The organism is Streptomyces otsuchiensis, from assembly GCF_004305975.1.
Lineage (GTDB): Bacteria > Actinomycetota > Actinomycetes > Streptomycetales > Streptomycetaceae > Streptomyces > Streptomyces otsuchiensis.
In genome coordinates, this window is sequence record NZ_BHZI01000200.1 from 1 (window position 1) to 11,248 (window position 11,248).

10 protein-coding genes are annotated in these 11,248 nt (G+C 75.0%); 9 read left to right on the top strand and 1 reads right to left on the bottom strand.

Annotated features, from left to right (window positions below; genetic code table 11):
- The 9 genes from E0D90_RS18370 to metX all read left to right on the top strand — a co-directional run.
- Positions 1-661: EboA domain-containing protein (locus E0D90_RS18370; protein ID WP_438827415.1), on the top strand; the 661-nt coding region annotated here is incomplete at its 5' end.
- 171 nt (positions 662-832) lie between these two features.
- Positions 833-1,720 (top strand): TatD family hydrolase, encoded by an 888-nt coding sequence (locus E0D90_RS18375; RefSeq protein WP_130799292.1) that lies wholly within the window; start codon positions 833-835, stop codon positions 1,718-1,720.
- Between the two features lie 5 nt (positions 1,721-1,725).
- Positions 1,726-2,895, top strand: coding sequence for a metabolite traffic protein EboE (gene eboE / locus E0D90_RS18380; RefSeq protein WP_130799293.1), 1,170 nt, complete (start codon positions 1,726-1,728; stop codon positions 2,893-2,895).
- Between the two features lie 133 nt (positions 2,896-3,028).
- On the top strand, positions 3,029-4,426 hold the full coding sequence (locus E0D90_RS18385; RefSeq protein ID WP_174856221.1) for an alkaline phosphatase family protein: 1,398 nt from the start codon (positions 3,029-3,031) through the stop codon (positions 4,424-4,426).
- Between the two features lie 628 nt (positions 4,427-5,054).
- Positions 5,055-5,492, top strand: coding sequence for a helix-turn-helix domain-containing protein (locus tag E0D90_RS18390; protein ID WP_130799294.1), 438 nt, complete (start codon positions 5,055-5,057; stop codon positions 5,490-5,492).
- Positions 5,493-5,585: 93 nt separating this feature from the next.
- The gene (locus tag E0D90_RS18395) at positions 5,586-6,140 is read left to right on the top strand and encodes a ParH-like protein (RefSeq protein ID WP_174856222.1); all 555 of its coding nucleotides are present in this window, start codon (positions 5,586-5,588) and stop codon (positions 6,138-6,140) included.
- Positions 6,137-7,390, top strand: coding sequence for an MAB_1171c family putative transporter (locus E0D90_RS18400; RefSeq protein ID WP_130799295.1), 1,254 nt, complete (start codon positions 6,137-6,139; stop codon positions 7,388-7,390). The genes E0D90_RS18395 and E0D90_RS18400 overlap by 4 nt, the downstream gene beginning before the upstream one ends.
- A gap of 488 nt (positions 7,391-7,878) precedes the next feature.
- Entirely contained in the window at positions 7,879-9,285 is a 1,407-nt protein-coding gene (locus E0D90_RS18405) for a bifunctional o-acetylhomoserine/o-acetylserine sulfhydrylase (protein ID WP_130799296.1), read from the top strand.
- Entirely contained in the window at positions 9,282-10,484 is a 1,203-nt protein-coding gene (metX, locus tag E0D90_RS18410; RefSeq protein WP_130799297.1) for a homoserine O-acetyltransferase MetX, read from the top strand. The genes E0D90_RS18405 and metX overlap by 4 nt, the downstream gene beginning before the upstream one ends.
- 79 nt (positions 10,485-10,563) lie before the next feature.
- On the opposite strand, the gene E0D90_RS18415 is transcribed toward metX, so the two are convergent.
- The coding region (locus E0D90_RS18415) for a glutathione S-transferase C-terminal domain-containing protein (RefSeq protein ID WP_157996887.1) at positions 10,564-11,248 on the bottom strand (685 nt) is incomplete at its 5' end.

Below are 11,248 nucleotides of genomic sequence, written 5' to 3' on the forward strand. Positions count from 1 at the left end.
CTCCCCGCCCACCGGAGCGCCGCCCGGGGAGGGCGGCGACGGCAGCGTGCTCGGCCCCCGTGCCGCGCTGGTCCTGCGGCAGGCCCTCGACACCGCCCTGGGTGAGGAACGCGCGGCGGACCTCACCCGCGAACTGCGGGAGGCCGCCGGCGACACGGGCCGGCTGCGGGCCCGCTTCCCCGCCGCCGGGCGGCGCTACGGCAGGCAGTCGCTGCCGGGCGCACCGGCGGGCTGGAAGGTCGAGGACGCGGTGCGCACCGCGCTGCTGCTGCAGGCGCCGCCCGGGCCGGAGGGGGCGGCCGAGGCCGCGCTGCTCTACCGCCAGGGTGACGCCGCCGAACGGCGCGGTGTGCTGCGGGCGTTGCCCTACCTGCCGGTGGGCGACGCGGCGCTGGAGCTGGTGCACGACGCGCTGCGCGCCAACGACCCCAGGCTGGTGGAGGCCGCCGTCGGGCCGTACGCCGGGCGCCATCTGGAGCAGGCCGCCTGGCGGCAGGCGGTGCTCAAGTGCCTCTTCATCGGAGTGCCGTTGAGCGCCGTGGCCGGCCTGGAGGAGCGGCGGGACGGCGAACTCACCGCACTGGCCGAGGGGCTGGCCGCGGAACGGCGTGCCGCCGGCCGGACGGTGCCCGACGACGTCGCACTGCTCACCTCCGGCTGACCGCCCGGCACCACCTGCCCGCGCCCGGGCCCCGCCCCGACGGCGGGGTCCGGAGCGCACGGCGCCGCCGGCAGGCCCCGCCGGCGCCGCGCCCGTCCCCGGCCCACCGGTCCGCCACCGCTCCCCCGGAGCGGAACGGTGGGAGTCCCGTCCAGAAAGGCCACCGCGACCATGCGCATCTTCGATCCGCACATCCATATGACCTCGCGCACCACCGCCGACTACCAGGCGATGCGGGCGGCCGGCGTCGCCGCCGTGGTGGAGCCCGCGTTCTGGCTCGGCCAGCCCCGCACCTCCCCGGAGAGCTTCGCGGACTACTTCGACGGCCTGCTCGGCTGGGAGCCCTTCCGCGCGGGCCAGTACGGCATCAGCCATCACTGCACCATCGCGCTCAACCCGAAGGAGGCGAACGACCCGCGCTTGCTGCCGGTCCTGGAGATGCTCCCGCGCTACCTGGCCAAGGACCGGGTGGTAGCGGTGGGCGAGATCGGCTTCGACTCGGCCACGCCCGCGGAGGAACACGCCTTCGCCACACAGCTCGCGCTGGCGGTCGAGCACGAACTGCCCGCGCTGGTGCATACCCCGCACCGCGACAAGGCGGGCGGCACCGACCGCTCGCTGGCGGTGGTCCGGGAGTCCGGAATCGATCCCGGGTTCGTCGTCCTGGACCACCTCAACGAGATGACGGTGCGGCAGGCGGCCGACTCGGGATGCTGGATGGGGTTCTCCATCTACCCCGACACCAAGATGGACCCGGACCGGATGGTCCGCATCCTGCGCGAGTACGGCACGGAGCGGATGCTGGTCAACTCGGCGGCGGACTGGGGCCACAGCGACCCGCTGCTGACCCGGGCGACCGGCGAGGCGATGCTCGCCGCCGGTTTCGGCGCGGACGAGGTCGACCGGGTGCTGTGGCGCAACCCGGTCGAGTTCTACGGGCAGAGCGGCCGGCTGGAGCTGGAGGGGGCCGGCGACACCGACGGCACGGCGGCCGACGCCGAGCCGGGGCCACCGCCCGGCAGCTACGCGGGCAACTCCCTGCTGCGCGGCGGGGGGTGAGAGGTATGCGGCTGCTGCACCCGGACGGCACACCCGTCCATCTCGCGTACTGCACCAACGTCCACCCCGCCGAGACACCCGAGGGCATCCTCGCGCAGCTCGACCAGTACGCCGGTCCCGTCCGCGCCGCTTTGGGGACCGACACGGTCGGGCTGGGCCTGTGGCTCCCGGCGGCCACCGCCGCGCTGCTGGCGGGCTCGCCCACCGCGCTGGGCGAGCTGCGCGCCCGGCTGGCCGACCACGGGCTGGAGACCGTCACCTTCAACGGTTTCCCCTATCGCGGCTTCCATGACCCCGTGGTCAAGCAGGCCGTCTACCACCCGGACTGGACGGGGCCGGAACGCCCCTCCTACACCCTCGACCTGGCGCGGGTGCTGGCCGCCCTGCTGCCGGAGGGCGTCGACCGGGGCAGTGTCTCCACCCTGCCGCTGGCCTGGCGCGAGCCGTGGCCGGTGTCCGCGCGGGACGCCGCGCGCCGCCGGCTGGAGGAGCTGACGGCCGGGCTGGACCGGCTCGCCGAGGAGACCGGCAAGGTGATCCGGGTGGGTCTGGAGCCCGAACCGGGCTGTGTCGCCGAGACCGTCCCGCAGGTGATCGAGGCGCTGGCCGGAACCGACCCGCGCTACCTGGGCATCTGTCTGGACGCCTGTCATCTGGCGGTCGCCCACGAGGAGCCGGAGGAGGCCGTGGCGGCGCTGGACGCCGCCGGGGTGCCGATCGTCAAGACGCAGGCGTCGGCGGCGCTGATCGCGGACGACCCGCGCGGTCCGGAGGGGCGGGCGGCGCTGGAGCCGTTCGACGAGCCCCGGTTCCTGCACCAGGTGCGGGAGGAGACCGGCGGCCGGGTCAGCGGCCGCGACGACCTGGGACCGGCGTTCGACGCGGACGACGGCCTCCCCGGCGACGCTCCCTGGCGCGTCCACTACCACGTGCCGCTGCACCGGGAGCCGGACCCGCCGCTGCGCAGCAGCAGGCCACTGCTCTCCCGGACGCTGGGCGTCCTCTTCGGCGGCGAGCGTCCCCTCACCGAGCACGTGGAGGTCGAGACCTACACCTGGACCGTGCTGCCCGAGGAGCACCGCCCGGCGGGGCCGGCCGGGCTCGTCACCGGCATCGCCGCCGAACTCGACTGGTGCCGGAAGGAGTTGCTGCGGCACGGGCTGCGGCCGAAGTAGCGGCTCCCCGCTCCCGCCCCGCACCGCCGGGGCGGGAGCCACCCCGGGACCCGGTCCCGGCCGACCGGGGCCGCCGGCGCCCGGTCCCCGCCCACCGTGACCATCGACCCGCCAGACCCCAGGAGGGGCGCTCATGTCACCCACCGCGCCGAGAAGCCGCGGCAAGAAACTGGCCGTGCTGTGCACCGTCGGTCTCACCCCCAAGCTGCTGGAGCACATGCCCCGGCTCCGTGCGATCGGGGAGGACGGATTCGCGGCGCCGCTGGACACCGTCTTCCCCGCGGTGACCAGCACTGTGCAGGCCACCTTCACCACCGGCCTCCTCCCCCGGGACCACGGCGCCGTGGCCAACGGCTGGTACTGGCGCGACCACGGCGAGGTGCACTTCTGGCGCCAGCACAACAAGCTGGTCCACGGCGAGAAGGTCTGGCACGCGGCCCGGGAACGCTCCCCCGGCCTCACCTCCGCCTACCTGTGCTGGTGGTGGGCGATGGGCGCCGAGGTGGACACCGTGCTGACCCCGCGCCCGGTCTACCGCTACGACGGCCGCAAGCAGCCCGACTGCTACACCGCGCCGGCCGAGCTGCGGCACACCCTCACCGATGAGCTGGGCGCGTTCCCGCTGTTCAACTACTGGGGACCCACGGCCTCGATCCGCTCCACCCGCTGGGTCGCCGACGCCACCCGGGTGGTGATCGACCGGCGGGACCCCGATCTGACACTGGTCTACGTGCCCCACCTCGACTACGACCTGCAGCGGTTCGGCCCGGACGGCCCCGAGGCGATCCGCGCGGCCAAGGAGACCGACGCCGCGCTCGGCCCACTGCTGGAGGAGCTGCGCTCACGCGGCCACACGGTCCTCGCGCTCAGCGAGTACGGCATCACCTCGGTGCGCCGCCCGGTCGACATCAACCGGGTGCTGCGCCGCGAGAAGCTGCTGAGCGTCTACGACCAGCGGGGCATGGAGTACCTGGACCCCTACGTCTCGCGGGCGTTCGCGGTCGCGGACCACCAGGTGGCGCACGTCTACGTCGCCGACCCGGGCGACATCGAGCGGGTGCGGTCGGTGCTGCGGGCGCTCCCGGGGGTGGACGAGGTGTGGGACCGCGACCAGCAGCGCGCGGCCGGGGTCGACCACGAGCGCTCCGGCGAACTCGTGGTCGTGGCCGAGCCGGACGCCTGGTTCACCTACTACTACTGGCTCGACGACGACCGGGCACCGGACTTCGCGCGTGGTGTGGAGATCCACCGCAAACCCGGTTACGACCCGGCGGAGTTGTTCTTCGACCCGGCACGTCCCGCGGTCAAGGCGCGGGCCGCGCTGTCGGTGGCGGGCAAGAAGGCCGGCTTCCGGGCGCCGCTGACGGTGATCCCGCTGGACCCGTCCTGTGTGCGGGGCAGCCACGGCAGGCTGCCGGAGAGCGACGCGGACGGGCCGATGCTGCTGTGTTCGGATCCCTCCCAGGTGCGGGACCGCTACCGGGCGACGGAGGTGAAGGAGCTGATGCTCCGGCTGCTCGGTCTGGGCTGAGCGGCGGGGAAGGCCCGGCGGAGCGGCCGGGCCGAGCGGCGGGGCGGCGGGGCGGCGGCGCAGGGCCTCAGCCCCGGTCCAGGGCGGTGGCCACCTCGGCCATCGCCCGCCGCCGGCGCCGAGCCCGCGTCTCGCGTTCGGCGGCGGCGGGGCGATAGCGGACGCCGGTGACGGGGTATGCCACCGGCGACAGCGGGGCGGCGGCGGTCGGCCGGTCTCCGCCGACCGGAACCAACGGCGGTCCCCGGTGCGTCGCTGCGAGTACGACGCCGTTCCCCGGAGCGTCGTCCCGACGGGCGGCCGGGGTCCCGCGACCACCGCGGGCGTCCCGCCCGCCGTCGCCAGGCTCGTCCCGGCACGACCCCGGTCCGGATCGTCGCCGGCGGTCCGCCCACCTGATGAGAGGCACCCACGACGATGGCCGGCAGACGTTCCGCGCACCCTCGTCCCGCGCCCCCGACGCGGGCCCCCGGCGCCGGTGGATCACTCGTTCACTTCAGCTCACGACTGTTGTTACTGTCAGCTAAAATGAGCGAGTACATTGTCGCCTTGGACCGCTCCCGTCACACGGAGAGGCTCGTGGGACGATCTATGCGCGAGCTGGACGTCTGGACGGAGGACGGGCGGAATGCAGTCACAGAAGCGCACCGCACCAACAACGCTGGCCGAGAAGATCGACGCGCTGTTCCGCGTCGTCTGCCGGCCCAGCCGGGAGCAGTTCAGCCACGAGGAGGTGGCCCGCGCCTGCCGCGAGGCCACCGGGGAGAGCTTCTCCGCGACCTACCTGTGGCAGCTGCGCACCGGCCGCCGGGACAACCCGACCAAGCGTCATCTGGAGGCCCTGGCCGCTTTCTTCCAGGTCCCGGTGGCGTACTTCTTCGACGACGACGAGGGCACGGAGATCGCGAAGGAGCTGGAGCTGCTCGGCGCGCTGCGCGAGGCGGGGGTGCGCAGCGTGGCGTTGCGCGCCGTGAACCTCTCTCCCGAAGGCATGGGCACGATCAGCGACATGATCGACGTCATCGCCCGGCGGGAGGCCGACCAGAACGGCACGGGCTCGAACTGACCGGGTGCCAGCCGGCGGGATGCGGCCGGGGCGCCGGGGGCGCGCCCGGAACCGGCACCCCGGCACGGCCCTCACCGACGGGGGGCACCGCTCGTGGGTGACAGACGCGCGCTGCGCGCGCAGTGGCGGCACTGCCGCCGGATCGCGGCGACCGTCAGCGTGCCGGACCCCTTCGACGTCGGCGTCTTCATCGGTCAGCTGGCCGCCGCGCGGGGACGGCCGATCGAGCTGATGCCGGTACGGGCGCGCCACGACACCCCCTGCGGCCTGCTGGTGACCACCGAACGCGCCGACTACATCGTCTACTCGGCCGACACCCCGCCGCTGCACCGGCAGCACATCCTGCTGCACGAGGCCGCCCACATCGTCTGCGGTCACCAGCAGGCGTGCCCCACCACGGTCTCCGCGGCGGCCGTGCTCCTCCCCCACCTCGACGCGGGCCTGGTGCGGCGGGTGCTGGGCCGGACCGTCTACACCGATCCCCAGGAACGGGAGGCCGAGCTGGTCGCCTCACTGATCCTCGCCCGGGCCACCCGGCCGGACCGGCCCGGCCTCACCACCCGGGACGTCGCGCGGTACGGCCTGCGCGCGCTCTTCGACCCGGCCGGGGGCCCGGACGCCCCCACCGAGACGGGTGAGTCCCGGTGACCGGGCTGACGCCGTACCTGGCCCCGGCGCTCTTCCTCGGCTTCGCCGGATTCCGCCTCGCGCTCTCCAGCGGCGCCCGCAGCGACCCGGTGCAGCGCTACATCTGCGGCTTCGCCGCGTTCAGCGGGCTGGCGCTGCTCGTCAACGCGCCCGCCTCGCTCGCCCTGCTGGAACCGCTGGTGCCCACCGAACCGGTCATCTGGTTCACCCGGGCGCTCAAGGCGTACGCGCTGACCTGGCTCGCGCTGCTCGCCGTCGTACTGATCAGCGCCCGCGCAGCCACCCGCGGTCCGCGCGTGCGCAGGCAGCACCAGGCCGCCCTGCTCTTCCAGGCCGTGGCCGCCGCGCTCTTCGTCGCCGCCGACGTACGGGTCACGGACGAGGCGGTCGTCATCGACGGCGACACCTGGCTGTTCCTGCTCTACACCGCCCTGTTCGTGGCGTACGGCAGCTACTGCCTGATGCTGCTGTGCGCCGCGCTGACCCGCCACGCTTCGGGCGTCGGGCCCGGCCGCGTCCGCACCGGGCTGCGGATCCTCACCCTGGCCGTGGCCGTCGGGGTGGTGTGGACCTCGTGGGGTCTGACCGACATCGCCTCCGTCCTGGAGAGCGGTCGGCAACCGCTCGGGGAGCACCCGGTCGCCACCGTGCTCAGCGCGATCACGGCGGCCCTGGTCCTCTGCGGCTCGACCATCACCCTGTGGGGAGGCCCGCTGACGGCGCCGGTGCGCTGGCTGCGGGCGCGGCGCCGCTTCCGCGCTCTGGAACCGCTGTGGCGCGCCCTGCACCGGGCGCTGCCGGAGATCGCGCTCGCCGCCGACCCGGCGCGGCGCAACCCGGAGCTGCGCACGGCCGAGTTCGCGCTGTACCGGCGGATCATCGAGATCCATGACGGGCAGCTCGCGCTCCGTCCTCATCTGGACCCGGCCGTACCGAAGTTGGTGGCCGAGGCAGCCGCGCGTGGCGCCACGGGCGGCGGCGCGGCGACGATCGAGGCGGCACGGATCGCGGTGGCGCTGGACAACCGGCGGCTCGGCGTCGTCCCCGGCGCCGGCACCACCGGCAGCCACACCGGCACCGGCACCGAGGACGGGCCGGGCCCGGGGGGCGAGGACGGCCGCTCCACCGTGGAGGCCGAGGTCGGGTGGCTGGTGGCGGTCACCGAGGAGTTCGTCTCCTCTCCCCTGGTGGCGGAGGTCCGCGAACAGGCCCGGGCCCGGACCGGAACCGGTACGGCCACCGCCCCGTGACGACCGGCCGGTATCACGATCCGGGCGGCTGTTGACCGCACGGCTCACCCGTGTGACGATCCCGGGCATGTCGCGGACCGTCTTTCTGACCCACCGACGCGTGGTGGACCACATGCTGGTCGTCACCACCGGCTGTTGAGCCACGCTCCGGTCGCGCACCCCGCGCACCGCTGAACGACCCCACGGGCCGTTCCCCTCTCCCCGGCAGTCCCTCCGCTCCGCGGACACTGACGCTCTCGTCCGCCGTGCCCCCGGCCGAACCCCGGGTGCCCCGCTCCCTTGTCCCCACTGACCGGCCGCCTGCCCCGGCGGGCCGTCGCCGTCGCCGCGTCCAGGATCGGACCGAGCCCCGGCGAGGGCCCGCGGAGAGCTGACGGCATGTCCGGAACCCGGCCGAGCGCCGCGGCCACCCGAGCGGACGTCCGGGCTCCCGGTGCACGGGGTTGCGTCCCCCGTCCTTCGCCCGACTCTTCTCCCCAGGAGCAGACATGACCGACACCCAGCAGCCCGCTCTCACCCCCGACGGTGCCGCCGAAGCGGAAGACGGGAACACCGACCCCGTGCCCGGCGGCGAACCGGCGGAAGCCGCGGACCCCACGCTCGACTGGTCCTTCGAAACGCGCCAGGTACACGCGGGCGCCGAGCCGGATCCGGCGACAGGCGCCCGCGCGGTGCCGATCTACCAGACCACGTCCTTCGTCTTCCGGGACACCGACCATGCCGCCAACCTCTTCGGCCTCGCCGAGGAGGGAAACATCTACACCCGCATCCACAACCCCACCCAGGATGTCTTCGAGCAGCGCGTCGCCGCACTGGAGGGCGGGGTGGCGGCGGTGGCCACGGCGTCCGGCCAGGCCGCCGAGACCCTCGCGCTGCTGACGGTGGCCTCGGCGGGCGACCGCGTCGTCTCCAGTACCTCGCTCTACGGCGGCAGCTACAACCTCTTCCGGCACACGCTGCCGCGGCTGGGCATCGAGGTCGACTTCGTCGACGACCCGGACGACCTCGCCTCCTGGCGGGCCGCGATCGGTCCGCGCACCAAGGCCCTGTTCGCCGAGACCCTGGGCAACCCGCGCGGCAACGTCCTGGACGTGCGCGGGGTCGCCGGGGTCGCGCACGCGGCGGGTGTGCCACTGATCGTCGACAACACGGTTCCCACGCCCTACCTGCTGCGTCCGCTGGAGCACGGGGCCGACATCGTGGTCCACTCGGCGACCAAGTTCCTCGGCGGCCACGGCACTACCATCGCCGGGGTCGTCGTGGACGGCGGCACCTTCGACTTCGGCGCGCACCCCGAGCGGTTCCCCGGGTTCAGCGAGCCGGACCCCAGCTACCACGGGCTGCGGTACTGGCCGGACCTCGGTCCGGGGGCGTTCGCCGCGAAGCTGCGGGTCCAGCTGCTGCGGGACCTGGGCCCGGCCCTCTCACCGTTCTCGTCGTTCCTGCTGCTGCAGGGGCTGGAGACCCTCTCCCTGCGCATCGAGCGGCACTCGGCCAACGCGCTGGCCATCGCACGGTGGCTGGAGACCCGCGAGGAGGTCTCGGCCGTCCACTACCCGGGGCTGCCCTCCAGCCGGTGGCACGACGCGGCACTGCGTTACCTGCCGGAGGGCGCGGGTGCCGTGGTCTCGTTCGAGCTGCGCGACGGGGTGGAGGCCGGGAAGCGGTTCGTCGACGGGGTGCGGCTGTTCAGCCATCTCGCCAACATCGGTGATGTGCGCAGCCTGATCATCCATCCCGCCTCGACCACGCACGGCCAGCTGGACCCGGAACAGCTGGCCGCGACGGGCACCGCGCCGGGGCTGGTGCGGCTCTCGGTGGGGATCGAGGGGCTGGACGACCTGACCGGCGATCTGGAGGCCGGTTTCCGGGCTGCCTCGGGCGCGGCCCGGTGACCCACCCCGGGCACGTTCCGCCGGAGGACGCCGGCTGGTCCGCGTCCTCCGGCGGAAGCCGGGGGCTCCCCGGTGCCGGCACCGGCGCGTGGCGGGAGGGGGACCCGCCCGGCGACCGCCGCTGGTGGCACGCCCGGGCCCCGCTGCCGCTGGAGTGCGGTGTGCCGCTGCCGGACGTCCGTATCGCCTACGAGACCTGGGGGCGGCCGGACCGCGACCGCGGCAACGCGGTCCTGGTGCTGCACGCGCTGACCGGTGACAGCCACGCCGCCGGCCCGGCGGGGCCGGGACATCCGACGCCCGGCTGGTGGGACCGGCTGATCGGGCCCGGCCGCCCGCTGGACACCGACCGCTGGTTCGTCGTCGCCCCCAATGTGCTGGGCGGCTGCCAGGGCAGCACCGGGCCCGCGTCCCCGGGGCCGGGCGGACGGCCGTGGGGCGCGGCCTTCCCCCGGCTGACGGTCCGGGACCAGGTGGCCGCCGAGGCCGCGCTCGCCGACGCGTTGGGCATCCGCCGCTGGGCGATGGTGGCGGGCGGTTCGATGGGCGGGATGCGCGCGCTGGAGTGGGGCGCCGGCTATCCGGACCGGGTGGCGCGGCTGTTCCTCCTGGCCTGCCCGGCCGCCTCGGGCGCCGACCAGATCGCCTGGGCCGGGCTCCAGCTGGACGCCATCCGGTCCGACCCCGACTGGCGGGGCGGTGACTACCACGACGCCGGCACGGGCCGGGGTCCCCGCCGGGGGCTGGGGTCGGCGCGGCGGATGGCCCATCTGACCTACCGGACCGAGGCCGAGCTCCAGCGGCGGTTCGGAAACCGCCCGCAGCCGGGAGAGGACCCCCTGGCCGGGGGCCGGCACCAGGTCCGCTCCTACCTCGACCACCACGCGCGCAAGCTCACCGACCGCTTCGACGCCGGCAGTTACGTGGTTCTGACGGAGGCGATGAACAGCCACGACGTCGGGCGCGGACGGGGCGGTGTGCGGGCCGCCCTGCGCGCCGTGCGGGCGCCCACGGTGGTGGCGGGTGTGGACACCGACCGGCTCTACCCGCCGCGTCAGCAGCGCGAGCTGGCCGCCGCGCTGCCGGGTGCGGGCGACGTCCGGATGATCGGATCGCCCTACGGCCATGACGCGTTCCTCGTCGAGACCGGCCAGGTGGGAGCCCTGGCGGCCCGGTTGCTGGCCCGGCCCGTGCGCTGACCTCCGCCGGGCGACGCCGCCCGCCGCCCGGCCCGCCCCGCCGCTCCGGGGGGCGCGGCGCGGCGGCGTCGCCGGTCCGTCACCTCTTCCGCGGGGCGGCCGCCACGCGGGGGCGCGACCAGTCGATGATCCGCACCGCGGCGCCCGCGTCCTCCGATCCGCGGCAGCCCTGGTGATGCCGCCGCTCCACGCGGTCGGCGCGCAGATCGGTGTGGAAGGCGGGCAGTTCCAGCAGCCGGCGCGCGTAGGACCACAGCGCCCGGTACCCGGCGATCTCGTGCACCGCGTCGGCGTCCAGGTGCCAGCGGTGCACGAGGTCGAGCCAGAGCAGCGTCGCGAACACCTGGACGTCCGCGGCGGTCAGCTCCTCTCCGAGCACGAACCGGTGGGCGCGCAGCCGGTGTTCGAGTTCCGCCAGGTTGGCCAGCAGGCGCCGCAGTGCCGCGGCGCGGTCGGGGGCCGGAGCGGGGAGCCCGGCGCGCTGGGCCGGCTCGTTGATGCCGTGCGCGCACAGCTCCTCGATCGCCGCGATCCGGGGTGCGGCCCATTCCGGGTACAGCTCCGGGCCGTCGTGTCCGAAGCGGCGGGCGAGGTCGCGGCCGATCTCGGGCAGCTGGTTGCTGACCCCGCGGCCGGTCCAGCCGTCCTCCAGCAGCGGCGCCGTGAACGGTCCGGCGTAGCCGTGCGCGCTGGCGCGGTAGGCGGCGCCGCTGCTGGAGGACGGCTGGACCGGCCGCGGGGTCAGCAACCAGCTGCCCGAGATC

Excerpts from the sequence above, each read along its gene's own strand:
- E0D90_RS18375 (WP_130799292.1), top strand. The coding sequence starts at position 833 with ATGCGCATCTTCGATCCGCACATCCATATGACCTCGCGCACCACCGCC.
- eboE (WP_130799293.1), top strand. The coding sequence starts at position 1,726 with ATGCGGCTGCTGCACCCGGACGGCACACCCGTCCATCTCGCGTACTGC.
- E0D90_RS18385 (WP_174856221.1), top strand. The coding sequence starts at position 3,029 with ATGTCACCCACCGCGCCGAGAAGCCGCGGCAAGAAACTGGCCGTGCTG.
- E0D90_RS18390 (WP_130799294.1), top strand. The coding sequence starts at position 5,055 with ATGCAGTCACAGAAGCGCACCGCACCAACAACGCTGGCCGAGAAGATC.
- E0D90_RS18405 (WP_130799296.1), top strand. The coding sequence starts at position 7,879 with ATGACCGACACCCAGCAGCCCGCTCTCACCCCCGACGGTGCCGCCGAA.